Origin of the sequence: Erythrobacter colymbi, assembly GCF_002155685.1 — a bacterium.
Lineage (GTDB): Bacteria > Pseudomonadota > Alphaproteobacteria > Sphingomonadales > Sphingomonadaceae > Erythrobacter > Erythrobacter colymbi.
The window spans coordinates 25,816-51,509 of sequence record NZ_MUYK01000017.1; the positions used below are offsets into that span (position 1 = coordinate 25,816).

The 25,694-nt window shown below is 61.6% G+C and carries 29 protein-coding genes; 5 read left to right on the forward strand and 24 right to left on the reverse strand.

Annotation, left to right across the window (positions count from 1 at the left end; translation table 11 throughout):
* Positions 1-138: 138 nt before the first annotated feature.
* From BZF57_RS17965 to BZF57_RS18015, 11 genes are all read right to left on the reverse strand, one after another.
* Positions 139-810 carry a hypothetical protein gene (locus BZF57_RS17965; RefSeq protein WP_162291047.1) on the reverse strand — a complete coding sequence of 224 codons (672 nt, stop codon included), beginning with the start codon at positions 808-810 and terminating at the stop codon, positions 139-141.
* A gap of 66 nt (positions 811-876) precedes the next feature.
* Positions 877-1,221, reverse strand: coding sequence for a hypothetical protein (locus tag BZF57_RS17970; protein WP_086740601.1), 345 nt, complete (start codon positions 1,219-1,221; stop codon positions 877-879).
* The gene (locus BZF57_RS17975; RefSeq protein WP_086740604.1) at positions 1,208-1,603 is read right to left on the reverse strand and encodes a DUF6915 family protein; all 396 of its coding nucleotides are present in this window, start codon (positions 1,601-1,603) and stop codon (positions 1,208-1,210) included. Before BZF57_RS17975 ends, BZF57_RS17970 begins: the two co-directional genes overlap by 14 nt.
* A gap of 3 nt (positions 1,604-1,606) precedes the next feature.
* The gene (locus tag BZF57_RS17980; RefSeq protein WP_143738563.1) at positions 1,607-2,002 is read right to left on the reverse strand and encodes a DUF6878 family protein; all 396 of its coding nucleotides are present in this window, start codon (positions 2,000-2,002) and stop codon (positions 1,607-1,609) included.
* A 56-nt stretch (positions 2,003-2,058) separates the two neighbouring features.
* The gene (locus BZF57_RS17985; protein ID WP_086740608.1) at positions 2,059-2,565 is read right to left on the reverse strand and encodes a hypothetical protein; all 507 of its coding nucleotides are present in this window, start codon (positions 2,563-2,565) and stop codon (positions 2,059-2,061) included.
* Positions 2,566-2,618: 53 nt separating this feature from the next.
* Positions 2,619-2,918 (reverse strand): hypothetical protein, encoded by a 300-nt coding sequence (locus tag BZF57_RS17990; protein WP_240506041.1) that lies wholly within the window; start codon positions 2,916-2,918, stop codon positions 2,619-2,621.
* 128 nt (positions 2,919-3,046) lie between these two features.
* Positions 3,047-3,406, reverse strand: a complete 360-nt coding sequence (locus BZF57_RS17995) for a DUF3768 domain-containing protein (protein WP_086740615.1) — start codon at positions 3,404-3,406, stop codon at positions 3,047-3,049.
* Positions 3,403-4,365, reverse strand: coding sequence for a hypothetical protein (locus tag BZF57_RS18000; protein WP_240506042.1), 963 nt, complete (start codon positions 4,363-4,365; stop codon positions 3,403-3,405). Before BZF57_RS18000 ends, BZF57_RS17995 begins: the two co-directional genes overlap by 4 nt.
* Positions 4,362-4,643, reverse strand: a complete 282-nt coding sequence (locus BZF57_RS20950) for a DUF5983 family protein (protein ID WP_143738564.1) — start codon at positions 4,641-4,643, stop codon at positions 4,362-4,364. Before BZF57_RS20950 ends, BZF57_RS18000 begins: the two co-directional genes overlap by 4 nt.
* A gap of 43 nt (positions 4,644-4,686) precedes the next feature.
* The gene (locus tag BZF57_RS18010; protein WP_086740619.1) at positions 4,687-5,325 is read right to left on the reverse strand and encodes a DUF7007 domain-containing protein; all 639 of its coding nucleotides are present in this window, start codon (positions 5,323-5,325) and stop codon (positions 4,687-4,689) included.
* Positions 5,326-5,372: 47 nt separating this feature from the next.
* On the reverse strand, positions 5,373-6,467 hold the full coding sequence (locus tag BZF57_RS18015) for a hypothetical protein (protein WP_086740622.1): 1,095 nt from the start codon (positions 6,465-6,467) through the stop codon (positions 5,373-5,375).
* 280 nt (positions 6,468-6,747) lie between these two features.
* On the opposite strand from BZF57_RS18015, the gene BZF57_RS18020 reads away from it, so the two are divergent.
* Positions 6,748-7,233 (forward strand): hypothetical protein, encoded by a 486-nt coding sequence (locus tag BZF57_RS18020; RefSeq protein ID WP_086740624.1) that lies wholly within the window; start codon positions 6,748-6,750, stop codon positions 7,231-7,233.
* Here BZF57_RS18020 and BZF57_RS18025 read toward each other — a convergent pair.
* The 7 genes from BZF57_RS18025 to BZF57_RS18060 form a co-directional block, all read right to left on the reverse strand.
* Positions 7,223-7,525: a thermonuclease family protein gene (locus tag BZF57_RS18025; protein WP_331710218.1), complete on the reverse strand. Its 303-nt coding sequence runs from the start codon at positions 7,523-7,525 to the stop codon at positions 7,223-7,225. The two genes, BZF57_RS18020 and BZF57_RS18025, sit on opposite strands and share 11 nt — an antisense overlap.
* 375 nt (positions 7,526-7,900) lie before the next feature.
* Positions 7,901-8,563, reverse strand: a complete 663-nt coding sequence (locus tag BZF57_RS18035) for a DUF6927 domain-containing protein (RefSeq protein ID WP_086740626.1) — start codon at positions 8,561-8,563, stop codon at positions 7,901-7,903.
* 26 nt (positions 8,564-8,589) lie between these two features.
* Positions 8,590-9,240 carry a hypothetical protein gene (locus BZF57_RS18040; protein WP_086740628.1) on the reverse strand — a complete coding sequence of 217 codons (651 nt, stop codon included), beginning with the start codon at positions 9,238-9,240 and terminating at the stop codon, positions 8,590-8,592.
* 44 nt (positions 9,241-9,284) lie between these two features.
* Positions 9,285-10,256 (reverse strand): ArdC family protein, encoded by a 972-nt coding sequence (locus tag BZF57_RS18045; protein WP_086740631.1) that lies wholly within the window; start codon positions 10,254-10,256, stop codon positions 9,285-9,287.
* Between the two features lie 103 nt (positions 10,257-10,359).
* On the reverse strand, positions 10,360-12,405 hold the full coding sequence (locus tag BZF57_RS18050) for a ParB/RepB/Spo0J family partition protein (RefSeq protein ID WP_086740633.1): 2,046 nt from the start codon (positions 12,403-12,405) through the stop codon (positions 10,360-10,362).
* Between the two features lie 172 nt (positions 12,406-12,577).
* The gene (locus BZF57_RS18055; protein ID WP_086740636.1) at positions 12,578-16,798 is read right to left on the reverse strand and encodes a strawberry notch family protein; all 4,221 of its coding nucleotides are present in this window, start codon (positions 16,796-16,798) and stop codon (positions 12,578-12,580) included.
* 65 nt (positions 16,799-16,863) lie between these two features.
* Complete coding sequence (locus BZF57_RS18060) at positions 16,864-17,706, reverse strand: DUF7146 domain-containing protein (RefSeq protein WP_086740638.1); 843 nt, start codon at positions 17,704-17,706, stop codon at positions 16,864-16,866.
* A 150-nt stretch (positions 17,707-17,856) separates the two neighbouring features.
* On the opposite strand from BZF57_RS18060, the gene BZF57_RS18065 reads away from it, so the two are divergent.
* Complete coding sequence (locus BZF57_RS18065) at positions 17,857-18,741, forward strand: lytic transglycosylase domain-containing protein (protein WP_240506043.1); 885 nt, start codon at positions 17,857-17,859, stop codon at positions 18,739-18,741.
* Here the strand turns inward: BZF57_RS18065 and BZF57_RS18070 are convergent.
* The 6 genes from BZF57_RS18070 to BZF57_RS18095 form a co-directional block, all read right to left on the reverse strand.
* Complete coding sequence (locus tag BZF57_RS18070; protein ID WP_086740641.1) at positions 18,708-18,983, reverse strand: hypothetical protein; 276 nt, start codon at positions 18,981-18,983, stop codon at positions 18,708-18,710. The genes BZF57_RS18065 and BZF57_RS18070 overlap by 34 nt on opposite strands.
* Positions 18,984-19,105: 122 nt before the next feature.
* Positions 19,106-19,372 (reverse strand): WGR domain-containing protein, encoded by a 267-nt coding sequence (locus BZF57_RS18075; RefSeq protein ID WP_086740644.1) that lies wholly within the window; start codon positions 19,370-19,372, stop codon positions 19,106-19,108.
* A gap of 605 nt (positions 19,373-19,977) precedes the next feature.
* Positions 19,978-21,213 (reverse strand): replication initiator protein A, encoded by a 1,236-nt coding sequence (locus BZF57_RS18080; RefSeq protein WP_086740647.1) that lies wholly within the window; start codon positions 21,211-21,213, stop codon positions 19,978-19,980.
* Positions 21,214-21,331: 118 nt separating this feature from the next.
* Entirely contained in the window at positions 21,332-22,387 is a 1,056-nt protein-coding gene (locus BZF57_RS18085; RefSeq protein ID WP_086740650.1) for a ParB/RepB/Spo0J family partition protein, read from the reverse strand.
* A gap of 80 nt (positions 22,388-22,467) precedes the next feature.
* A complete protein-coding gene (locus BZF57_RS18090; protein ID WP_066542654.1) occupies positions 22,468-23,670 on the reverse strand; it encodes an AAA family ATPase in 1,203 nt (400 codons plus the stop codon).
* A 116-nt stretch (positions 23,671-23,786) separates the two neighbouring features.
* On the reverse strand, positions 23,787-24,287 hold the full coding sequence (locus BZF57_RS18095; RefSeq protein ID WP_066542658.1) for a transcriptional regulator: 501 nt from the start codon (positions 24,285-24,287) through the stop codon (positions 23,787-23,789).
* A 419-nt stretch (positions 24,288-24,706) separates the two neighbouring features.
* On the opposite strand from BZF57_RS18095, the gene BZF57_RS18100 reads away from it, so the two are divergent.
* The 3 genes from BZF57_RS18100 to BZF57_RS18110 all read left to right on the forward strand — a co-directional run.
* Entirely contained in the window at positions 24,707-25,015 is a 309-nt protein-coding gene (locus tag BZF57_RS18100) for a hypothetical protein (RefSeq protein ID WP_420810225.1), read from the forward strand.
* Between the two features lie 34 nt (positions 25,016-25,049).
* Positions 25,050-25,334 (forward strand): type IV conjugative transfer system protein TraL, encoded by a 285-nt coding sequence (traL, locus tag BZF57_RS18105; protein ID WP_066270727.1) that lies wholly within the window; start codon positions 25,050-25,052, stop codon positions 25,332-25,334.
* A gap of 1 nt (position 25,335) precedes the next feature.
* On the forward strand, positions 25,336-25,694 hold a 359-nt coding region (locus BZF57_RS18110; protein ID WP_240506044.1), incomplete at its 3' end, for a type IV conjugative transfer system protein TraE.

The window sequence follows — 25,694 nt, forward strand, 5'->3', positions numbered from 1 at the left end:
CCTCGGCCCGCTTGCGGGACGAGCAGGCGCGCGTGCCGCGCGCCCTCCTTTGGCCGCGCTTCAGGCGCGCCAATGGGATCACTTCAGGGGTTCACGGTTTTTCAGGTTTGCATACCGGGGCGTTGCCCTGCCAGCGTCTCAAAGCGGTCTGTCGAGGAGCTTGCACCTGGCGCTGGCGAGCACCGCGATGCTTCGCCGCAGGACTGATCCAGCGTCGGAGGCTGGTGTTGCCCCCGCAAGTCGGTTCCTGAATTCGCTCGAGCGCGCTTCCGCAGCTTCGACGAGAGCAAGAACCTCATCGCTGGTGAGGCGGAATTCGCGGGCGCAAGGGGACATTTCCGAGCGGAGCGTTGCGAAGTCGACGAGGTTTTCGGGCACCGGAAAACCGTGCCGGTAAGCTTCGTCGACCCCGGCTCGGATCTCCTTGGCGCCATGACGGCTCTCGGCAAGGATTGCGCTGCGGTATTTGCCGAAGAACGGCTTGAACGGGCCTGTATGCTCGGTGATCGCATGTGGCGCGGCGCTTGCCAATGCGACGATGCAATCGGATTCGATGACCAGCACCGACCCGGTGACGAGATCCCCCTTTTCGCAAGCGCGCAACGCTGCGCTTGCCGTGTCGAAGTGATACACGATCTCCATGATGCGCCCCTTTATGTTAGAGGACTTGAATCTAAAAACGATTGCAATGCAAGGTCTTGTTGTCTCGTGGCGGGACGTGTTTCGCATGGGGCGCACGGGGTCGGTCAACTGACCTGCAAGCAGGGTCAAGGGCTTGGCCGGGACTTCGAGGAGGTCCTCGCTACCCATGCACGGATGGCGGCCTGCTGCCTTTCCAGCTTTGCAGTGGGCGCGCCGATCTCGTTGCGGTTATCCTTAGTTCAATGCGAGCGCGAGCAGCGCCGGTTCGATCGGGAAGCCAAGCTGGCGGGCCAGCTTTACGGCTCGTTCGATGGCAGCGGGTTCGACCCCGAACGACGCGGCGAGGTCGCTGAGCCTATCCTGCGGTTTCGGCGCAACCTGGTGCAGGTGAGCTGCTTCGGCTGTCACGGCGAAGGGCCAGGTCATCGCAATTCCGACCACGGCCTCGTCCAGGATCAGCAGCAGATCACCTGTCGCTATCCGCTCGTCGGTCTGGACTGCGTCGTAGGCGTTCCCGCTCGTCTCGAAGACGTGGATGCGATAGGGAACAAAGGCGAAGCGTTCGCTATCCGTCAACATCGCTGGTCTCCTTTGCCGTGAGGCTGACAATCGTGGGAACGAGACCAGGCGATCTCTTCGGATTGCCGCGCAGCATCCACGACGCCGGGCGAATTTCCCGGGCCCAATCGGCGAACGAGGGAATGTGGCCGAGATCTTCGATGACGTGCTGCTCGCCGATGAGGCGAACGGGCACGATGCGACCCTCGCTGTTGCTGATCGTCTGCCCGAACAGGGCCTCAAGCATGAAGATGCCTTCGGCATGGTGCCTGAGCGCCCTGTGGCGCGGGTCGGCGATGATTGCCTTCGACTGGTCGAACCAGTCATGGAGAGGCCTATAGTCCTCGACGGTTCCGCCCCAGCGCTTCACCGAGGACAGCGCATGGTAGTAACAGTGGGACATGGCTCAGCACCCCCACTCGTAGCTCGAGCAGTCGGTATCGACGAACCGCGTGCTGTGCTCGAGCGTCGCCTTGCCTGCGACGACATCGATCACGAGCTCGCCGAAGGCGCCCTCGCCGTTTTCCCAACCGGAATGGTACTGGGCGATAAACTCGTATCCGAGATCCTCGATTGCGCTTTCTAAACTGGTCTCGATTTCCGAGACGTCGCCGCGGTAGGGCACTGTCCACGAGGTGCATTGCACATGGGGCATCGCGATCTCGGGAGCGGCTTCGCCGTCGGCGGGCGGTCCCGCCAGCGAGACGCGATCGATTTGCCCCTCATCACCAGCGCCATCGTAGGTTATGGTGATCGTCGCGATGTCGTAGGCTCTGGCGCAGTCGCAGACTGCTGCGAGCATCAGCCTCGGCGCCTCGGCTCGCGGAGCGGTGGCAGTTTGCGGGTCGACTGTGCCGATCATGCGAGTTCCCCCTGAAGGGCGGCGAAGCGCGCTGCCTCCGTTTCGTAGGCTGCCGAGAGGTTGGCGTGGATCGTGGCGAAGGCCTCGATGCGAAAGTGTCCGTCATCGTCCGGCCGGGTGCTCATCAGCACGCCGAATACGACGTCCGAGGCGGTGCGCTTGTGCCAGCGCGCGATGCTGTCGCGGTAGGTGATCGGGGGCGCCATGGCGGCCTCGGTCCAGTGCCCAAGACCGCTTTCGACGGCCGCTGCATAGGCATGTGCGGCGCCGACCGGGGCCTCGTCCGAGATGATGAGCCTAAGCGAGCAGAACGTACCAAAATCGTGATGGCTGCTCTTGTGCTCAAGTTTGCAGCCTTCGGGCGGGGCACCATGAACTGCGATGATCGCTGCGCGGTAGGCGAGTACCTCGAGGCGGTTCGCCGCGCTGAAGTCCGGCGTGATGCCGAGCTGCGCGCAATCCTCGTTCGCCGGGGCTACACCGATGTCGATGATGATGGGCATCTTGGGGTCTCCTTTGATCCTTCATCGGATCAAAAGCCCCCTCCCCCTCCCCTTTACGTGCCCGGCTTGGGCCGGGGCGGGTCGGCCTCGCCGATGATGAGGGCGCGCTTTGCGGCCTGCTGGTTCGGACCATCAGTTTGCGCGAGAGTGGCGAGCCGGTCGGTTTCCAACTCTCGCACGAGAGACTCCGGCACATCGCAATAGCGCTCGATGACAGCGATCGCGCTTCGCGGGGTCGGAAGTTCACCTGGATACGATCCCTCCCATACGATGACTTCTTCTTCACCCTCCTCGTCGATTGCGACAGCTTGAGCGAAGAATGTTCCCAGTGGGCGATCCCAGCCCACAGTCACGCGCGCAACGGGCGCTGCGTCAGGTCTCACTGGAATATCTCGGCGGCTCATGTCGTCCTCGCGTGATAGGTGTTATGGGTTAGGACTTAATCATCGGGCGGATCGTGCCTGCACCACTGTGCATCTGATCAGTATTCCGATGCGAGCATGATTGTCACCACGCGCGTAGTGATCGATGCATCGGCCGGGTCTTCAGAGCCATAGGTGAGATCCAGATCGTAGTAGTCGATCTTGAAGAACAGCGTCTCGCCCCGAAAGGTCATTTTGCCGAAGTCTCGCTCGCCGTAGGTGTCGCTCTCGAAGCGATGGCGGCGCATGGTCTTGATCATTTCGGCCTGGGCCAGAAGCCCGCTTGGCGTATCTCCACTGCAAAAGCAGTCCAGGCAGCCGCGGGTGAACATGATGCGGGCGCTCGGGTCGAACCCGGAACGTGCGCGATCGTTGAGCCGGGCGATGCGCTCGCTCCGCGACACTGTTTCGGTTGTCATGCGATATTCTCCAGCTGCAGTTGAAACTGGTCGATCCAGTCTGCAAGGTGTGGCCGTTCAGGCAGGGGGATTTTGGCGGCGGCCTCCTGGAAGAGCATCAGGGCGCTCGGGGCCTCGCACTCTATCCGGTCGATTTCCTCGGGCTCCAGGAGGCGCTCGCTGCGTATGAAGTCGGTCATCCGGCCCGGACGCGTGCGGGTCGAGCTTCGCCAGAGGCCTTCGACGGTTCGTAGCCTCGGAGCTGCTCGCGCCTCGACCAGCACGATGAGCCGCAAGCACCAGGCGGGGAGCTCCCGGATCTCGTCAGGCTTGGAGCCGCAGCACAGAAAGCACGCCGATTTTGGCGGGACCGGCAATCCTTCGGCCTCGATCCGGGCGATGCAGTCGGTTCGTGACCAGCCCCATTCCCGTAAAGGGTAACGGCACTCGAACTGCTCGCTCGCGATGGTAAGCGCGTGTGCATGGCGTCTGGTGTCCGCTGGCGATGCGTCATAGCCGATCAGACGGACCACCTTCTGGCCGCGCTGCCATGCGTCCACCGCTGGCTGCCAGCTGGCGATAAACTTGTCTTGCGGAGCAACCTTCCATTTGAGGCTGCAGGAATGACGGCCCAGGCTGATCGACGGCAGCGTTGCGTTCGTCAGCACGTTCTCGACGATCGTCGCGTAGGGCGGCCAGTGTTTGAATCGCTGGGGTTGATAGCGGCACATCCGAAAATCGAGGTTGTGGCGCTCCATCCATGGCTTGATGATGTCGAGATAGGCATAGGTGGCGGGCTTTTCGGAGCCGGTGTCTGCCGTAAGCACAAGGTCGGGTGCCTCGCCGCGCGCAACCAGCTCGATCATCATCGCGGTTGAATCTACGCCCTTCCCGTAAGCGAGGACCACCGGTCGCCTTGGGGCCTGCAGTACATCGCGCTGGCGCGGCCTCCCTGCTGTCGATGTCCATGCACTGCTCATGTCACATGTCCGTCGACACTGCCCCAATCGTATTCGGGCAGTTCATCGATGACGGGGCCATCCCGGTCCCACATGATCCATTCGCAGCGCAGGCGCCGCGCAACATGCAGTGCCGAACGGATCTCTAATGGGACGCCCTCGGCCTCGGTGATGCCGGCATCGTCGCAGACATACATGAACCAACCCCATTCACCCTTGTCGAAGCAGGCCCATGGGCAGTCTGCGATCCATGACGACGCTGTTTTCGGCGACATGTGCGCTGTGCTGAGAACGAGCATCGCGGTCGTTCCGTTAGGGCGCCGCGGCAGGGTTCGAGCTGGGTCACAGCACGACCTCCTTCGTTGCCGGGGCAGCGGCCGTGATCGGTATCGCGCCGATCTCGTCGAACCCGTTGACCGGGCGGCTGCTGTCGTAATTCGCCTTGTCGACGAGGCCATGAATGGGATCGCCTTCGTAGATGGCATGACCCATCGCATCGACCCGGACCACACGGCGGGCGACCACACCGACCTTGCCCTCGGGCACCCACTCGGCCCAATCGCCCGAGGCGCTGACCACGACATAGTTCCCGATCTGCGCGCTGACAGCCTCCCGGCGGCGCAGAACGTGGCTGTCCTTCGCTTCGACGGCCTCACCCGTAAAGGCGGTGAAGCGGTCAGGGTGCCACGCTTTTACGCTTGCGCGTGCGTTGTCGACCAGCAGGTCGAAGCCTCTGGCAGGCAGTCGCCTGAATTCCGCGTCGAAGGCGAGCACGACGAGCGCCCAATCGACGTCTTCCTCGTATGAGATGCCCTCTAGCCGCAGTGCCTCGGGCATCGCGGCCTGGCGCTCTTCGGAGAGGATCATTCCGCCGTGACTGGCGGTGTGGACCTCCCAGACGCCGGGCAGAAGCTGCGTTGCGGTGTCTGGACTGCCCCAGATGGTGCTCTGGGGCCGCTCGATCGGGTGAAATTGGGGCATTTGGCCATCTCCTCATTGGATCTGACCCATCCCTTCCCCCTCCCCTTTCAGCCGATTCCGAGGTTGGCTTTGAGGATCGCTGCCGTCCCGTGGGAATCGATGGTGCCTGCGCGCGCAGCGATGACCCGGCCCGCCTTGCTTAGGCTTTGGAGCTGGTGCCGCTTGGCGGCAAGGTATTCGGGATCCTCGCGCGCGATGACCTCAAGGGCTGTCTCGATCAATTCTCCGGTTGTGTTGTCGCGGATGTCGAGAATGAAGTCTGGCCGGACGGTGCCGACGGATGAGGGGAGATCGAACAGCGGACGCTTGAATCCTAGCGCAATGCCCCGGCGGCGCAGGTGATACTGGAGATCGAGCAGTTCGCAGGCGACCTTGCGCTCATACTGGTTGTGTACCGGAATAAAGGCCGAGGTGCGTGCCAGCGGCTGCGCGAAAGCGCGCAGCGCGGCATAGCCGTCGCGCGGGTTGTGCTCTCCGACGACGACCAGCACGAGATACGGCGGCCCGATCAGCGATCCTGTGTATTTGACGCGGGTCTTGAGGTCGAGTTCCTTGCCCTGCCCCAGGAATAGCGTCGTTCCCGAAATGTCGTTGGCATAGAGTGCAAGGAAAGCTTGCGGCGCGAGGCCTTCGGGCCATCTTTTCGCGGCCTTGCGCAGCCGCGCGAAGACGGCCTTGCGCTCATAGGGGTCGATATGGGTGTAGAGGTGTGCGGACAGCGGGATGCCGGGTGCGATTTCGAGCCGCGTTGACGCATGCCGCAATCGTGCAAATTCCGAGGCCATCGTGGTGCGTCGTCCGCGGTGCTCTGGCAAGGGATGGACCTCGTTGACGTGAGCCATATCCATCAGTTGCCATAGAAGGCGGGCCAGGCGCGGAATGGTGACCCCGCGGCTGCGATCGTCGGGCTCGCTGTCTGCGGGCGCCTCGGCGAGTCTTTCTGGGGCAAAACGGTGCGCGATGAACAGCCCGTCAGGCACATCGATATCCGGCGCCTCGGCTGAGCTCTTCTCGCGGAAGCGTTGGGGAGCTTGTTCGCGGAAGAAGGGACAGTCTGCCGCATGTTCGGGCCGGCGCTGCCGTTTGCTGGTCAGACGGCGCAGGTAATAGGTTTCGGCCTCGGAAAGGTATGCGGCCGACATCAGTGGCGGCGGGTCGGTGTCTCCGATGCAGCTGCAGGCGATCCATTGCCCATGTGTCCGGGCCTTGGTCACAATAGTGACGCTGGCGCGGTGGTCCGCTTCGCTCCCCTCCCCCTCATACCAGCGCACCAGCGCGTCGCGGACAACGTCCGGGACCGGCGTTCTGAGAGTGAGGCCTCTCGAATGTCGAGGGACGAGCCACATGCAATGTAACCTACTGCAATTGCGTTTGACGGTCTAGCGTGTTCACTCTATGTTCCCATCAAAGGAGACGTTCAACATGAAGCCATCCAATCTTGTCGGCCGCTTCGACCTCGATCTGGTCCTGCGTGACGCCAGCCTCGACCCTCACAACCGTGCGACCCGGAGAATGCTCGCGGCGGCCGCTATCGGGACCGAAATCAATGACGGTTACTATGCTGCGGTCGAGCTGCGCGAGGCGGTTCAGTGGGTTCACGAGGGCGAGCCCGGTGCAAAGCTCAAGTTGTCGATGATCCTCGGCAACCGTTGTGACGACTATCAGCGTTGCCTTTATTTCATTCTCGCCGGCCGTGGGATTGTCCAGATGCTCGACGACCTCATGTGGCTCGAGGAATTGCTCGAGGCGCGTGGACGTGTGGCGGGCAAGCTGTTCAAGCGCCGCGCGCCGGTCATGCCACAGGTGCGTCCCTATGTGGCCAGCGAGCCCGATGGGCCTCTGGTGGCCGTGACACGCGACTTTGCGCAAGGCCCGTCCTGGTATCTGGATCCCGAGCTCACCGACTGACTGTCTGGCGTGCGGCGGCCTCGGGACACATGGCCCCGACGAAGCCGCCGTTATCCCATCGCGGATTGTAGATGGCGGCCTTGCTCTCAAGCTGATGGCACGACAAATCGCGGCCTCGCGCCTCGACAAGCGCAAGAGTCCGTCCGAACCGGTCGGTGCCCACGCGCCGGATCGTCATTGTGAAAGTTACGGCGTCACGCAGGTTACGTTCGCTTGCGAACGGATCGCCCGGCGCACAGGTGCGTCCCTGACGACACTGGCCCGGTTTTTCCGGCGCGTCGATGGCGAGCAAGCGGACCCGTTCGTCGCCGCATCGCAGTGTATCGCCGTCTGCTACGCTGCAGCCGGTAACAGGCTCTGCAGGCGGGAGTGCCGCAGCCTGTGTGCAACCTCCGAGGGCAGCAAGAACCGCTGACACGGTGATGGCCCACACGCTGTTTCGGCGTCTGCTCATGCGCGCAGCTCTACCTCGACGTGAGCGTCAAACGCCTCTTCGTCGGTGACGTGGAAGGGCTTGATCGGGTCTCCGGTACGGATGATCGCGACCGGACGGTGCTTGTGTGCGAAGAGCCGCTCAGCGACGCGGTGAGCGTTTTCTCGGCTGCACAGATCGCCTCGCCGTGGGCTGAATATGGTCTGGGTGAGAGGATGGCATGTCATGGCGCGTTTATCCGAACAAAGTCTTGTGGACGCGGGTTTGCGGTACGATCGTGAAGTTCATACGCGCAAGATTCCCGATGCGGTAGCAAGGCGGCCCATCGGCGGTGAGGGCGAGCGTCGTCTTGCGGCCTTGCTTGCGGATGAAGAACACGTCGCCTTCATAGCCATCAGTGAATCTGATCTTCGACGGCAGCCGGATCTGCATTCCGTCCTCGAGCTTGCGCGTTTCCCGCATGAGATTGCGGATGCAGCGGCGGCGCCAGACGAGAGCCGCATGATTTTCGGTCGGATCGAGCAGCCGCAGAATGCGCTCCGGGCATTCGCACTCGAATGGCCCGGCAGTTTCATCCATGTCCTTGTAGGCGAACACGTATCCATCGCTGGCGCGCGGATTCCAGCGCACGAGTACGACGGCCGCGAACACCGGCCCGGCCTTGCCGTTTTCGAGCGGAGCTATGGCCGCATACCAGACCTTGTTGCGCAGACAGGATGAGGCAATCACCCGCAGCCCTCGCGTGGAAACTCCCGCGGGCAGCGGATTAGCCACTCCGCCCTCGATCCGCTTGCCTTCAGCGTCGTAAGCGTGCTCGAAGGTGAATTGCGCGTCCAGATACTCTTTGGGCGTGCTGTGGGGGTGCATGCTCGAGAGCGGCATTGAGAGCCAACCCATGTGTAATTCCTTCGATTGCGCCCGCTTCAGGCGGGCTGGTGGAGGTGGCAGTCGCGGCGCACTGTGGCAGCGAAGCGGGTGACATTGGAGATGAGATCGATGGGGCCGCGTAGCTGGCGCCCCGCCCAGGGACCGTCGCGCCCATTGGTTCGCACCCACCCGATCTCTCGCCCGGGATTGATCCGGCACGGGTCGATAGTGACGCAAAATCTGTCGGCAAAGAGGCTGATTGCCGGGTTGTCGGCCGTAAAGTGACGGTCCAGCTGGATGTTGTAGTTGGCGGGATCGAGGCACAGCGTATGTGCGAGGTAGCGCAAGGATTCGCGCGCGGCTGACTTGTAGACCCGGATGAGATCCGGATCGCAGCCAAGGCCGCGTTGGATCAGTGGGACGAGGATCGGTGCAGACTGCAATTCCGCGATCCGCTGTTCGCACGCCTTGCGCAGATCATCATCTTCGGGATGCCCCCTCTCAGGACACTCGCCTGCAGCCACCCTGCCGAGATGTCGGCCCAGAAGGAGGACAGCCGGGTCAGTTTCGGGATCGCAGCCGGCCCGCCGGGCATCGTTGAGAGCATCGGTTAGTGCAGCGCTGCAGGTCTGCATGACGCGCAATCCATCCGGCTGCAGCGCGCGCTGAAAACGGAAGGGCAGGTCGAGGTGGAGGGTGGAAGGCATCCGAATTCTCCTTGATTGGACGCCTGCCCCCTTCCCCCTCCCCTCTATGCTGCGCGCTTGAGCGCGGGGCTGTTCTCGGACGCCGATTCGGACTGCTCGTCAGAGGCCTCGCTGCTGAAGCCCTTCAGGTATCCGAACGCCTGTTCGGCCTTGGCCGCGGCATGGATGATTGCGGAGGAATCCCCCTTCAGGATCTCCAGCCAGTGCCCGATGTAGCTGGCGTGATTGTCGTGGAGTTCGCCCGGCAGGCCAAGATCGGCGCAGATCAGGCACTGGCCGATCGAGGCCACCAGTTCCTCGAAGGCGTAGGCTTTGTCGCCGAACCGCTTGCCGAACGTTCTCTCGAGCCGGGTTTTCCCGCCCGACCAATGCACCGCCTCGTGTCCCAGCGTGCTGGCATAGTGATCGTCGGAGTGGAACGCCTCGCGCGGCGGCATCTGGATGTAATCGCCGGCAGGCGAGAAGAACGCGGCATTGCCGCCATGCCGCACCTCGATGGGAAGCGTTGCGAAGAAGGCATCAATCGCTGCGCGGTGTACGGATTCCGGCCGATCTTCAGGCGGCGACAGCACCGGGTAGTAGTGCGCGGGCAGCCCATCGATCTGATCCGCGTTGAAGACGTTGTAGGCCTTGAGAAAGCGGATCGCACGCGTGTGATCCTCGCCGGTCACGCGGTCCGGCTCGGTCTTACTGATCTGCGAGTAGTAGACGCTGAGCGAGGAGGTCTCGCCCTTGCGCACCTGCCCGCCAAGGGCTTCGGCCTGACGGTAAGTCATCCAGTAGCGGCTGCTGTAGCCCATGGCGTCGCCCATGGCCCAGAGGAACAGGGTGTTGATGCCGGTATAGGCGGTGCCGCAATGGCGAAGAGGTCTGCCGCCGCCTTGGGTGGCATTCCATGGCCTTACCCAGGGCATGACGCCCTGTTCGAGCTTGGAGAGGATGAGGGCAGTGATTTCGGCGGCGATGTCGCGGCGTGCTCCTTTGCCGGCTGTCCGGCGTGAAAAGGGTTTGGCCATGATGTGGTCCTTTGTCGAAAATGGCCCGCGTGACGGGCGATGACGAAAAAAGGGGCAGCCCGGCCGGAGCCGAGCTGCCCGCAGGGACGCCCAGGAGAGAGCGTTATTCGGCGGCTTCGAGCGTTTCGTCGGGGTGCTCGATTTCGAAGTCGTCCTGATCGTCGCCACAGGTGTCAGCGGGATCGTCCTCCGGATCCTCGTGGTCATCGCCAGCGTGCTCGTCGTCGTCTTCGACGGGTTCGGCACCCACTATGTCGAATCGCATCGCCCCTGGCACCCAAGCCAGCGCAGCGTCCTTGATCGCCGGTTCGGTGATGGCTTCGCCGGCGAAGAGCTTCTGGCAGGCTGCGGAGACCTCCGGCTTCTTGGATGCCGCATAACGGCCCGCCAGCGTCTCGCCACCGATATCGCCGAGGAGCGCGAGCAGCGTCCCCTTCGAGACCCGGTCAAAGAAGTTGGCCGAGGTCGGCCGCCACCACTGCGCAGGGTTGATCTCGAGGATTGCAGCGAGGCGCGCGTGGAGCGGGTTGGTCGTGTCCGAATAGTCCGGTTTCGCTTCGATCGAACCTGCGACCATCAGCGCCAGCCAACCGGCCTTGGCACCGTCATCGAGCGCGCGAAAGGCCTCGAAACGCGACACCACATCGCCGGGTTCGGTCCAGCTCGCATCGAGCGCATCGCGCGCCTGTTCGATTGCGATCCGGGCTTGGGTCGGCTCGCCGTCCATACCGATTACCGGATCGTTCGGCCGCGGGGCCTTCATCGTGGTGCCGTAACGCCCGAACCCGCGGTTGCCGTCGATCATGGCGAACAGCGCGTAATCGAGCGCCAGCGCGGGGTCAGCGAGGATCGCAGCGGCGAGGATGTCGCGGCGCTGCATTGCGAGCTCGTCCGACAGTCTGGCGCTCAGAGGCTTGCCGCCGGGCGCGATCTTCTCGGGCGGCGGAGTGGCACCCTTGCTGCCGCGCGATCTGGCACCGTCGGCCTCGTCTTCAGGGCCGCGGATCGGGGTCTCGCTGAAATAGGTCGTCTCGAGCACCATCTTGCCGTCCGATGCGAGGGTCAGAAATGTCCCGATCTGCCCCTTGAGATCTTCGGGCAGCACCGTTGGCCGACGTTGCAGCTCGTTCCATTCGTCCTCGAGCGTGTCGTATTCGGCCTCGAGCGCCGCGCCCGCCTCATCGTCGACCTCGCCGCTGTCGAGTTCGTCGCCGATCTCTTCCAAACGGGTCTGGATGGCATCGGCGCGCGCCTCTTCGGCTTCGGTCATCGGGGCCTTGGGCAGGTTGACGCGGTAGAGGCCATCGGTGGCGTTGTAGATGTGCGCGGCCGCGACAGGGCGCACCCATGCCAGGCCCTGCTCTTCGCCGAGCCGCTTCGCTTCGGCTTCCATGATGGCAGCCGCCAGACCCTGCGCGATCTCGGGATCGGTCCAGCGGTCACCATTCTCGCTGAACAGTTCGCGCTCGATCGTCCCGCCGGCTGCGACATAGGCATCCTCGCCGACGAGCTTGGCGATCGGATCGGTCGCCTTGAGGGCATCGCCGGCGATCGCACGGCGCACCTGGTCGGGCGTCGTGTAGCTGTAGGTGCCGTATTGCTCGAATACCCGGGTCTGCTTGGCCTGATCTGCCGTGGTGGCGTAGGCCTTGGCCATGTCGAGGGTGATGCGACCTTCGGCGAGTGCCTCGAAAACCGGATCGGCAAGGCCCGCGAGCCGGAGACGCCCCTCGACGAACCGCCGCGTGACACCGAAGCGCTTGGCAACCGCGTCGAGATCGCAGCCCTCGCCGATGAAGTGCTGGAAGGCGCGGCACTCATCGGTCGGCGTCATGTTCACGCGCTGGAAGTTCTCGGCGAGCGAGGCTTCCGAAAGGATCGCATCATCGCCTTCCAGCACCTTGCATGACACCGGCATGTCCTTGTCGATGCGGCCTTCTCCGGCGAGCAGCTGCAAGGCCTCGAGGCGCCGGCCACCGGCAAAGACAGCGTAGTGCCCGCGCGGCTTCTTGAGAGCGGTCACGCACAGGTTCTGCAGCAGACCGCGCGCCTCGATATCGCCAGCAAGCTGGGGGATATCGGTGCGGCCGGATTTGCGGACATTGCTGTCCGAGTGGCGCAGTTTCGAAAGGGCAATCATCTGTTCCATCGTCATTCTCCTGGATGTGGCCCGGTGAGAACTTCCCCGGATCCACCCCCATCACTCCCCCTCCCCTTTTCTCTTCAGGGGGTCGGGGATGTGGATGGGGCGGTAATGGGGACGTGACGTTAGGGTTTGTCGGTCTGTCAGCGAGAGGCCGGACGATCAGCGACCGTCGTTGTCAGGTGGTCAGCTTCTCGATGATGGCCTCGGCCTTTTCGGTCGGCACAAAGAGGCGGGTGCGGTACTGAATCACTTCGGTGAAGCAGCCGAGAGATTTGAACCATGCGAGCTGGCTGGCCGGTGCACCGGTGATCTCGATCCGCCACGATCCGTTGACCCTTGAACGCTTCAGTTCGCAGGGGATGGGTCGCACCAGCGCGATGCTTCCCCCTCCCTGAATAGCGCGAAGCGTCTCCGACGGGGTGAGCGGCGCCGCTGCTTCCACGCCGAGATCCTTCAGCAGTTTCTCGACGTGTTCTGGAAAGACCATGCGCCCGAGCCAGGAATTGCCTTCGGCATCGACGATTCGATTGACCGCAAGGTGGTCTGAGGGAAGCGCTGACCAGATCGGCAGCAGCAAGCCGGTGGCGATCCTGATGACCTCGGTATCGACCGTATTGGATGCTTGCTCTGCCTCGGCTGCCCATCCTTCCGCAAAGGCCACCTCGCTGCATGGCTCCCAGGCCGTTTCGAAGAGGTCGTGCTCGCGCAGGTACTCCCGGCGCGTCGGGCGCAGCAGTTCGACACGCGGCACCGAAGTGCCGTCTTCCGTCATGCCAGAGCGCGCCTTGGTCCTGAGTGCAACCTTTCCGGAACGCCCGTTGCGCAGGAAGACTGCGGTGCTGTCTGATGATGCCAGCCTGAGCACGCGCTCGAGCGATACCGGATTGCGCCGTCGTGCGACCTCGATCGTCAGAAGGTGCGAGGTAGCGCCGCTCACCGGGTCGGTGCGCAGCAGGGTGTCCTCAAGGATGGTCGCGGATTCGACCTGCATCGTCTCGACGCCAATATCGAGCGTGCCGGCGTCGCGGGCCGCTGCCACCCGGGTTTCGACGAGCGCGAGGAACTCATCGAAGATGACGTTCTGGTGGCCGATCGGAAGCGCCAGCAGCCGGTTGAGCCAGCGCTGGATCGGCGGCAGCTCTTCCTTGATCACCCCGTCTGCATCGAGCAGCGACAGGCCCGTGCGCTCCTCGAAGTCTGCCAGAGTAGTGCTGGTAAGCTTGCCGGCGACGAGCAGGTGGAACCACGTGACAAGTGCTGCCTTGGCATACTCGCTTTCGAGGTTGTCGGCGGGGTCGAACAGGTTCTGCCCTCCCGTCTGTCGCTGACCCCGGGTCAGAGCCCCGAGGCTGTCGAGGCGCCGTGCGATCGTCGAGGTGAACCTCAGCTCGCCCTTGCAATCGGTCGTGACAGGTCGAAACAGCGGCGCTGAGGCCTGATGGGTGCGGTGGGTGCGTCCTAGCCCCTGGATCGCCCTGTCGGCTCTCCAGCCCGGCTCCAGGAGCAGGTGGACGCGCTGCTGTTGATTGGGGACATCGAGGCTCGCGTGGTAGGATCGCCCCGTGCCCCCCGCATCGGAGAAGATGAGGATGCGCTTCGTGCCCTCCATGAAGGCAGCTGCATCGGCCTGGGCCGAGCGTACGGTACGGGTCTCGATCTTCTGGTGGCCGCCTGCCGCAGGCACGATCCGCTTGGATCGCCCGGTCACCTCGGCGACGTTGTCATGTCCGAAGCGCTCCAGGAGGGCATCGAGCGCGGCCTTGATCGGCGGCAGGGCGCAGATGTGCTCGATGAGGTCGCCCCGGGCAGCCTCGGCCTGCGGGTTGGTGACCGGGTTGCCATGCTCGTCGCTCATGGGGCGCGAATGCTGCTCGCCGGTGTCGTCGGTGTAGACCTCCATCTGCCGGGTCGGGAAAGCGCGGGTGAGATAGTCGAGGCAGTATTCGAGGGGGGACAGCTCGATATCGAGCTCCGCGCGTTCCTCGGCCGAGAGTTCGCCGAGCCTGCGGTTGAGGATCGATTCAGCGGTGGTGACCAGCTGGAGGACCACTGAGTTGCCCTCGGCAAGATGCTGCTCGACCGCGGCGATGATCGTCGGCAGCTTCATCGACAATAGCACCTGCCCGAAGAAGCGCTGCTTACAGGATTCGAACCTGGAGCGGGCTGCCGCCTTCGCTCCTGAGTTCAGTGTGGTGCCGTCGAGATCATCGACGATACCGGTCAGTTCGAGCGCAGCTTCGAGGTTGCGGTGGATGATCGCCCAGGCGTCGGCATAGGTGTCATAGACGGCGACTTGCTCGGGAGTGAGTTCGTGGCGAAGGATGTCGTATTCGACACCGGCGAAGCTCAGCGCCCGGGCCATGTATAGCCCCGTCGCCTTTAGGTCGCGCGCGACGAGTTCCATGGCGGCAATTCCGCCAGCGCGGATCTCGCTAATGAAGGCCTCGCGCGAGGCAAAGGCGGTCTCGGGCCCCCAGAGGCCGAGCCTGACGGCATAGGCCAGGTTGTTGACCTCTGATGCCCCTGTGGCCGAGGCATAGAGTACCCGGGCCTTGGGCAGCCGGTTCTGAAGGAGGACCCCAGCAATCCCCTGCTGAGAGCCCTTCTTGGTCCCCATAGCCCCCTCCCCGCCTGCGACCCCGCCCATCTCATGGGCCTCGTCAAAGGCGATGACACCGTCGAAGTCTTCGCCAGCCCAGCGGATGAGCTGCTCAAGGCGGCTGTGATCGCCGCGCGCCGAGCGCAGCGTCGGATAGCTCACGAACAGCACGCCTTCATCGAGGGTGAGCGGCTCGTGGATCTTCCACCGCGAAAGCGACTGGACATCGGCGGCAAGTCCGCCAAGCGCAGCCCAGTCCCGCCGCGCGTCTTCCAGGAGCGGCTCGTTCTTCGAAATCCAGATCGCCCGGCGGCGGCCCTGCAGCCAATTGTCGAGGATGGTGGCCGCGACCTGCCTCCCCTTCCCTGCGCCTGTACCGTCGCCAAGGAAGAACCCCTTGCGGTAGCAAGCCCCGTCCTTGTCGATCAGCAGCCCCACGCCTTCGGGATCGGGCCGGAATGTCCCGGGTAGCCACTGGTCCCAAGCGTGACCCGCGTAGACGACGGTTTCGAGCTGCGATGCCGATAGCAGGCGCTCGGACACGGTGCGCTCCGGAAGGTGGGGTATGTGGTGAGGGATGGGCGCCGGGATCGAGCCCATTGCAACAGACTCAACGAGCGCCGTCGGGTGTTCGCCCGCGGTCTCGAAGGTCACCCGGCTCGGCCGGTATGGCAGATAGACCCCGGTCTGCTCCAGCAGCGCGGCAGGTGCTTCCAGTGCATTGTAGGCGACGGGCAGCACGTCGTTGCGCGCAGGGGCGCGGAAAATTCGCGGAGCTGCAGGCTTGGCCTTGCGTGTCGCACCAAACAGCGAAATCGGCTTGGCGGGCGCTTTGGCCGGGCGCTTTTCTTCGATGAGCTCTGCCCGAGGGGGCATTTCGAGTGTGTCTACCAGTGCGGCCACGTCTTTGCGCTGAATGGTCGCTGGTGCTCGTGCCGCAGGAACCTTGTCGAGGACATACAGCCTGACCGCAATGCTGGTCCCGTGCTTGGTATACGCCTGCTCGAGGCGGATCGAGGTTCGAATTGCGACGGCCGCCAGCGTGTTGTCGAAAACCTGGCGCATCTTGGCCGAAGGCGAAAACCAGTCGGGCATGATCGCAACAATCCGGCCGCCAGCACGCAGATGAGTGATGGCGGCAGAAAGGTGGCGCACAGCAGCAAGGTGATCTGCGCCGCGTCCCAGCGAACGCGAGAACGGCGGGTTCATGATGATCAGGGAGGGTCGGGTATTGCCGCTAAGGGTGCTGACGATCGCCGCCCCGTCGTGCCCCGTCACCGTGACGTCAGGGAAGATGTCGCTGAGACGCAAGCGACGTGTTTCGTTCAACTCGTTCAGCTGCAGCTCTGTAACTGCGGGAAGCTGTGCGATGAGCAGGCCATTTCCGGCGCTGGGCTCGAGGACGATATCCGTGGGCTGGGCATTGGCCAGCATCATGGCGACTGCAGCAAGGTCGACGGGTGTCGAAAACTGCTGCCAGTCGATTTGGTCTTCGCTCCGCACCGTTTGGGTCGGAAGCTGCGCTGCGATCTTCATTGCCTTATCGAGATCGTCCCGGCCGAACGCTTCACGCCTGCGCGCCATGAGGCTGAGAGCAAGCGCGTGCTCAAGCACCTCGAAGCTTTCACGCTGCGTCCAACGGCCGGTAGCATCACCTCCGCCGAAGGCGCTGGTCATGGCCTCGTTCATGATCGGCCGCGTGATGACGGTGCCGTTGTCGATGAGGATGGAAAGCGCGCGGGCGGCAAGCTGGCCTGGCGTCCGGCGCTGCGCAGCTGCTTTGAACAGATCTGTCATGGGAGTCTCCTGGGTCAGGCTCGTCTCATCACGGACAAGCCAAACCCCTCCCCTCCCCCTCTCCTTTAACTGGGTCCGGGGACCGCTCCCCAATCAGCGTATGCGGCCGGCGGCGCCATCCGGCGGACCGTCAGGCCATCGCGGGCGTGGGCCTCGGCAGCCTTTGTGCTGGCCCTGCGCCCCTCGTCGTCGTTGTCCTCAGCAATGATTAGCTCCTCGATCCTGTCTGGCAGCCGGAGGACATCGAGCCGTTCGGCGCCGAGCGAGGACCAGGCAGGAATTCCATGCAGTTCGGCAAAGCGTGCGGCGCTTTCAAAGCCCTCGGCAACCGCAAGGACCTTTCCGGGGCGACGGCCCTGCCAGCTGGCGGCTTGCGGGTTTCCGATCATTAGTTTCGAGCGGTAGCCCTCCCCGCCTGGCCTAAGGAAGATGCGTTGAACTGCCTTGATCTCGCCCCTCTCGCGCACCCCGACCAGAAGTGCTGGTTCGAACACCGTGTTGGGCTTTCTGCCTTTCGGGCACCGCGGGTGATAACGTAAATCGTCATGGTCCTGGTTGATGCCGCGGTGGTGGCAATAGGCCTCGCCCCAGGTGTTCTTGATCTCTCGTCCTTGCGACCAGAGATTTTGGGCAATTGCGGTAGAGTTGAACGGTCGCGTAGGGCCATCGGGGGATGGATACTGCTTCCCTGTGACGATGGTGCTTAGCGCCCGCAACACGTCGGATGGATCACATCCTGCAAAGCAATGAACGAGGATGTCGCTGTTCCCCTGCCGCAGTGACAAGCTCGGGGTCGCATCGGCATGGACAGGGCAGCGGCACATTGCAGTGTAGCCCGACCAGCTACCGCCAAGTGCACCCACGACATCAATGAGGCGCTGTGATGGGGCTTTGGCAGTGATTGGCATGACAAATCCTTTCGAGTTCCCCCTCCCCTCCCCCCTTCCCCTTTCGCCTGGATCTGAATTCGGGAGCGCCACGAAGACAAGGCGGAAAATTTTTCCCAATTGACTCTGTAGGTTAAGAAGGAATTCTCGGGTCTTTGAAGGAGCCCGTATATGCCTCTCCGTCTCTTCGCCGCGAGCCTGATCGGCGTAGCGCTTCACACCACTGCTTCAGCGCAGGAAGCCGAGCTGCTGCAGTTTGATGGTGCAGGCCCAAGCGACTTTGTCATCCGCGTTGGTCCATCTCCGGCACCGGTCGACAGGTCTGGGGATGATCAGGTGTCGGACCTGGCAGGGGTGCTTGCCGCCGATTTCGCCGAGTTCGGCTCGAGGGGGCCAATCGATGCCTTTTCGAGTTCGCCCTCGATTGAAGTCCCACGCTGGATACGCAGTGGAGTCGCCGCCTCTTCGATCATGCTTCCTGCTGCCATACGCTCGCAATCACTAGTTTATGGCTGCGGAGACACCCGATACCGGCCTCGTAGCGATCTTCCTGCGGCAACCGAGCTTCGCCGTGCGCAACACTTTCCATTGATCGCGGCCATGGCCTGCGAGGAGCATATTCCGGTGGGGCTCTTCGATGCGCTGATTTGGCAGGAAAGCCGTTACCAAGCCTTTGCCCGGTCGCCTAAAGGTGCCATCGGCCTTGCCCAACTGATGCCTGGTACGGCCCGAGATCTCGGCGTCTCTGACCCCTGGGACGTAAAGGAAAATTTGCGTGGTGGGGCGCGCTACCTTCGTATGCAGATCGAAGAATTTGGCCGATATGACCTTGCGCTGGCTGCCTATAATGCGGGACCCGGACGGGTGCGCGCGACCAGGGGCATCCCGCGTATCCGTGAAACGCTCGAATATGTTCGCAACATCACGACTGCGTGGGCTTCGCAGCAACACGTTGATGCTCCTGTGTACGCGCCCAACCCCGCTTCGACTTCTGCCCGGTTTCGCCGTGCAGCGGTCGTGGATTATACGTCGAGCAACGTTGCGACGCCCAGATAGTCTGCGAACAAGATCCCCGTGAGTAAGATCACCGGCGTCCCAGAGAGATAATTGATCTGCCAGCGCAACCATAGCCTGGGAAGTGCCAAAGCCCGCCCTTTCCAGTCGCGTAATTCGAGCGCCAGAATGCCTACGTGTAGATCGTAGATTGTTTTGGCGACTGCGAGCACGGAGCAAAGCGCGACCATGACCCCCACCCCTGTGTAGAGCGCAAGCCAAGCGTTATAGGCCGCAGTACTCATGCTGACCGACTCCGAAGTTTTCGGCACGATAGCATGCAAATTTGGCCGGTGACCGCAGAAACTGTATGGCGTCTCAGAATTCGCTTCCGTACGAAGCCTGATTGAAGACACTGAACTGATTGTCATCGGAGTTCGCGATAACCTACGCCGATGCGATGCACGGCGCTTTGGCGACGTTGGAGTATGCGCTTCACCGTCAGCTCAGCATCGCCTCCGTTATCAAATGCCATTGTTATGCTCTGTCCCTTCGATCCGATTCGTCCCCAGCGCCGCTCAATAGTTGTCCATCCGAACAAGTCTGTGGCGATTCGAAGGTGATAGTCGCGGGCAATATTCCGCGAGGGGTCAATCGCCTGCCAATGCCATGATTTATCGAGAAGCTCGCACATGCCCCGGTCTTGCAGGGCTGTCGCAGGGCGATCCAATTGGAATTATGAATCACCGGACTGGCAGTGATTCAAAAATCCGATCGTGGCGGGCATCATAAACTAGGCTGGTTCAAAGGGCTCGAGAGCACCGGCATGGTTGGGTGATCTCATCAACCTAATCCAAAAAAGGTTCGAACTTCCCGCTCGTTAGAAGGGTTACAGGTAAGTTAGATCAGTTAAAGGTGGCTCGGGTCACCGCGACTCGCCGGATTCCCTTGGGAAATTGCCCGACTTCGTTCCTGTTGTGTCGACAGTCCGTTCCTGATGTTCCGTTAGGGCGTTCCTGAAGGTTCGTCCCACTGTTCCTGATGTGTCGGCAATCCCATCAATGGTGTTCCTGAAGTGTCGAAAAATGGTTCGAGGGCGTTCAGGTGCGGGGCGAATTGAATCATTATCGCGCTCACTTTGTTTGAAGAGCTTCAAACACGGCTTTGCACGCTGCTTCGGCAATGTGACGCGTTTGATCGACACGACACATTTGGAACGGTGGGGAGCGGCAGAAGTCGAGCCGCGGATTTTAGCCGTATCAGCGGCTCCCGGACGCAGTGGATCTGCGAACAATGGCTCTACCTGCGGAGCTCGTGCTTGTGCTTTTCGTGATGGCGCTTCACCCACCCGATAAAGGCCCTTTGCCAGCTTGCCGGGGTTCGTGCTGGGTCGGCGTTCACCCAAGCTTCGAATTCCGCATGGAGGGCATAGAGGTCCCATCCAGGGCATTGCTCCCGCAGGAAGGCGATCGTCTCGTCGGTAATGATCCCGCGCGTCGCCTTGTCGGATAGTCCTGCTACGGCAGAACGAACAAGTGCACGGGCGTCGAAGAAGAGCGGTGCTTGTTCTTGGGTTTGTTCTGCTGGACCCGCATCGGAATCGATAGCGGGCTTTGTACAATCCGTCCTAGGCGCAATTGCTTGTGGTGCTGGGGGAGGACCGGGTTGAGGAGGCACATTGTCGCAGTCGCCATCGTTCACATCCTTCAGACGTGTCATGCGGAGAAGCGGTTCACTCCCCTTCCCTTCTTCAACGTCGAGCCGATAGCCTGGCAACACATTCTTTTCTGCAAGTTTGAGTATCTCGAATTTGAAGCGTCGATACTCGCCCTCGGCACCAGATTTCTCGAAGAGTACTGGCATTGAGATTGCGAACCCCCCCTGACCAGCGCCTCCGGCATGCTTTCGGGCGACCCGGTACAGCCATCGCTCACGGCCGCCTGTGATATCGAAGTAGGCGCGGTCGATACTGAGTACGCCTCCCTTCATCATCACCCCTTCCCAAAACCAGTTTGAGAGCTCGAGCGTCATGCCGCGGCTTCGCTCAGTCTTTTCGTCCACCAGTTGTGTCCAGCCATCGAGCCAACTGAAGGTTGCCTCTCTGCGATTCTCGGCACGAATGTTGGTCTTGATCGTCGTGGACACGAGGCGGTCGAGGGCCTGTGCCAGCAGTTCGTATGCGCGCCCAGTTGTAGGCCTTCCGATTGCGCGGAGAAGGTCATAGGGCATGATATGCAGCTTGCGCGGCACATCGTTCACCCCGCGGCGTGACATGTCGGCCAGTTGGCTGGCGCAATAGATCAAAATGTCGGCATCCCAGATTGTTGCCATTCCGTAATCGGGGTTGGCGCTCACATGGACCCACAGCTTGCCGTCGGGCGCCGTGTATTCGATCGGTTTGGTCCGTTTGCGCTTTGCGAGGGAGAAGAAGGGGCGCTCCATCATCTCGCGCTGATCGCGCAGTGGCATATCCGCGAGGTAAGGCAAAAAGAGGTCGAACTGCTCGGGAACGCTCTTCTTGATTGCTTGCGTCATGGGATTCTTTCCTCCCCGCTGCGCAAATTATTCCCCGGGGAATAATTCCAACGACGATTATTCCCCGGGGAATAATCGGGTGATCGCGTGTCGCTGGTTCTCGGGGGCGGGTGGGGTGTCACCTCTGAAGCCCCCCGCCGTCGGCGGCGAGCGTTTCGAGAAGAAGTTTCACCTTTGCCAGAAGTTCGTCGTCAGATAGGCCGTGCCCAGCGTGCAGGCGCAAGGTTATGCCCTGCCGGCTTGCTCCCTGCAGACTTACCGCAGGTCGGTCGTGAGCCCCATTCAGGACGATCTCGCGGCCCTTGGTCGTCCGTTGATCAGCTGCCAGTAGTGCCTTGATCACGTCTTGAGCCGAGAGGGGGGGCTTTCCAGCCTCGCGTAGATCAGCCTGCTTGGCTGCCAAATCCCTTGCGGCGCTCTGTATCGATCGGGTCCTTTTGGGGTCGCTCAGTGCCATCGCGAGGGGGTAGGCTGGCTTCAGCTGAACGTCAGCTGGCGACGCGAATGCGGCGACAATCGTGTCGGGGATCGTTGCAACCTTGATCATCTTGGAGAGCCAGCTTTGTGAGAGCTTGAGCCGTTCGGCCATCCGAGATTGATGATTGCCGTAATGGGTCTTCAACGCAGCCGCATAGTTGCGGGCTCGCTCGAGGTCCGAAACATCCTTTCGTGCACGATTTTCGATGTCCGCGAGGCGGAATGCTGCCTCGTCATCGAGATCCGCAATCTGCGCGAGGAATTTCATGTCCGGGTACGAATTCTGGCGGAGCCACGAAATTGACCAGTGGCGACGCGTTCCGGCGATGACCTCGAACTCAAAGGTCGGATCGCCGTCGACACGACGGACAATGGCGGGAACCTTCTGGCCTCCCTCGGCGATGATCGCGTCGATCAGTTCGCGGCAATTCTCTTCGTTGAGATGGTTGTAGGATCGCGCATTGCCTGCCCAAGGGCGCACGCGAGCCGGGTCCAATGCGATCTGTGTGACCTGTCGGACCTCGCCGCTCGCCACTCGGGCGAGGGCACTTTCGCGTCCGAGAAGTGAATTTCTACGGGCCCTGTCTGCGCGCGGTGCAGGCGCGCCTTCGGGTTCGCTACCTGTCGCGTCTGCCTCGTGATTTTCGATCTCATCTGCCAGCAATGCGGTCAGATAGTCCTTTTGTTTCCTTGCCATCGTTGGTCTCTCAGTCTGCCGCCGGCGGCAGCGCAACGTGGGTTCGAGCTCGCAGTCTCGGTTTCAATGAGTTGGCCGCATCAGCCATTGACGAGAAGGCTTTCGTCGATTGCCTGGGTCCGCCCCCAGCCTTGCCTGACAAGTTGCTCTACCTGTCCGAGAGCTTCATCAAGGTTGGACCGGCATCGCTTGTGCGTCCTCGAGGTCCCAATAGGCTTCTCCAGTTCGTAGATCGTCATCATGCGCAGCGCGGCGTGGCTGATTTCTGCGCTCTCCAAGATAGGAATGGGGAGCAGGGCAGGGCCAAAGGCCTGCTCCATGATTGTCCTCACCATCTCGTGGCTCGGGTCACCGCTGTCGAACTTCGAGCACAAGAGGCGTACAAAATTGTATTCGACCGCCACCCCTGCCTCGATCAGTTGCTCGATCACCTGATCCATCATTGAAAGAAACTGTACGGTCGAGCAGAAGTCCGGCGTTGTCGCTGCGAGCGGCACGAGCAACGAGTTAGCCGCCTGCATCACTGCAAGAGAGATCGTTCCCAATGCTGGAGGCGGATCTAGAATCACGACGTCATAATCGCGAGCCAGGTCAACAAGACCCTGCTTCAGTTTCCGAAAGCGTGCGGCAAGGACGTTTTGCCCGTCTGCACCCGATGCGGCGAGTTCGTATTCAACGTCAAAAAGTTCCAGATTTGACGGGATGAGGTCGACATTTGGCCAAGGGGTGCTCTTGACCGCATAAAGGAGGTCCGCCTGCGTCGGGTCAATCGAGAGATACGGGTAGAGAGTTTCATCCCTCGTGATGTTGAAATGAGGATTGAACCCAAAGAGCGTGGTTGTCGTAGCTTGACTGTCGCAGTCGACGACCAGGACGCGGTAGCCTTGAACTGCGAAGTAATGCGCTAAGTGTGTTGTGACCGTGGATTTGCCGACACCGCCCTTGAAATTCTGGACGGCGATCATGGCAGGCGTGTCTTTGGCGCTGCGGGCAGGGCTCGCGTCGAGCACTTGCCGCATTTGCTGGATGTCCTCGATCGTGTACCCGATCCGCCTTCCGTTCTCACCCGACGGGGGAGGGGGCAGTCGTCCATCCTCCTCGGCCATTCGGATCCTGTTGGTTGAACAGCCAAGCAGTTGAGCTGTTTCCGCAATTCCGAACCTGATATGAAGACCCTTGCGGCTGTCAGGCAGAAATGCCTTGCGTCGGAGTCGTTCAATCATCCGTTCGCCAGCCTCCGCAAGATCGCCGATCTGGCTCACGATTGAATCAGAATATGCCATTCGGAAGGGTCCTTGAAGGTTTTGAGCGAACTGAATAGTTGAAAACCTTCAATTCGGCAAGCATGTGTCAGAGAACCTTCAAAGGTTGGTTAGTGGCGCTCGGTGTCAGTTCCTGATTATCCAAGATTCTCGGATCTCGGTACTTCCACAAGGCGGGTTAGGGCCGGCATTATCGCGGCGAATCGGCCTGTGACGTCCGACCCAGCTTGGCCTGCGACGATGCTGATTGTTTGTTCGGAGAACGCGGCAAAGAGTGCTCTTTGTTCGGGCGAAATGTCGTCCTTCGTCAGCGTCAGAAGCTCCTGTACGAAGCTCATCGATGCATGGCAGACCTGTTTGAAGATGGGGTCGAAGTAGAGCATGCCTTCGCCTGCAACTTCGATCGCAATGAACAACCGAGCTCGGTCCATCTCGAACAGGTCAATCAACTGGTGCCGAAAGTTCGCACATATGTTGGCTCGGCCATTCTTGACCTTGCTGACCAGGCTCATTCCCTTGCCGGTCGCTAGGGCTACCTCTCTGTTGGTCATCCCGTTGCGCCGCCACGCCTCCGTCAGCACGATCCGGTACTGCTCGAAGCGAGCGGCCCTGCGTTCTTCGTTAAGGACATTCTGCATAAGCCTTGGACCCCTTAATCTAATAGTAACTTAGGGTCTAGGCGCATTGTCAAGTATTAATCTTTGGGATGATGGCTAATTGGATTCATCTCGTCCGGCAGTGACCATCCTCACTGATGCAGAAATTTCATTCAGTTTCAAAGGGAGGAAGGAAAATTTTTCCTATGAGGGAGAATTTACGTCCGTCAGGATGGAGAATTTCTCCTCGGCCTAGGAATAGAATTCTCAAGATAAGGAAAATATTTCGTCCGAAGACGAAAATTCCTCCTCTGCTGAGCAACCCGTTTGACAAGTTGCGACGAATTGAGTGGCAGTCAAAGATATTTGGCTTGAAGCATAGGCTGGTTTCCCGTTTGCTTTCTTAGGTTCCGTAATCCCGCGGGGCCGTACAACGGGGAATTGCAATGAATGCACTCTCGATGAAGCAGGGTCTGTCGCCGAACACGATCCTCATGGCGCTGGCGGTCTTCGCCATCGTCACTCTCCTGACGATCGGTGCGGCCTATGCCGGTACCGACAACACCTTCAACACCGCGCTGAACACTTTCACGAACTTCCTCGAAGGTTCGGGCGGTCGGATCATCACCGTGATGAGCCTTGCCGGCGGCCTCGTGGCCCTCGGTTCGGGCCGTTTCAGCCTTGCCCAGGTCGCCGTCCCGGTCGCCGTGGGCGTGGGTGCCGGCACCGGCGTTCCGATCGTCACCTCGACCGTCACCGCGACGATCTGAGGCGTCGCTCAACCAAAGGGGAGGGCGGTAAGTCATGGACCGGTACAGCATTCCTTCGCATCTCGACGATCCTGAACTCATCGGGTTCTGGACGCTGGATGAGTTCCTCGCGATGGCAGTTCCGTTCATCTGGGGCATTCTGACGCAGCATGTCGTGATCGGACTGGTGCTGGCGGTGCTTGGATGGTGGGGCTTTCGCAAGCTCAAAGCCGGTCGGGCCACATCGTGGGTGTTCCACATGGCCTACTGGTACCTGCCGTCGAGTTTCACCGGACTCAAGGCGACGCCGCCCTCCCATCTTCGCATGATGGTGGGCTGACATGGATCATTCCTACGGACTGGCGCAATCGCAGCGGGTGCTCAAGCAGCGCAATATGCTGGGCATCACGGCGCTCACGTTGGCAGGGCTTCTGGTCTTGCTGTTGATCTTCGGGTTCACGCGCGATCGCGAAATCGTTCTTCAACCCGTGCTGCGCAGCCCGCTGACAGTGTCGTCGAGTGGCGTCTCGAAGGAATATCTCGAGATGGTGACGCGCGACACCGCGCTCATCGCACTCAACCGCAGCCCGGAAAATCTCAACTACTGGATGGAGACGATCCTCGAAATCGCCGCGCCCGAGGCCCACGGGGCGCTCAAGCGTGACCTCATGAAGGTCATCAAGGAGCAGGGCAATTCGAG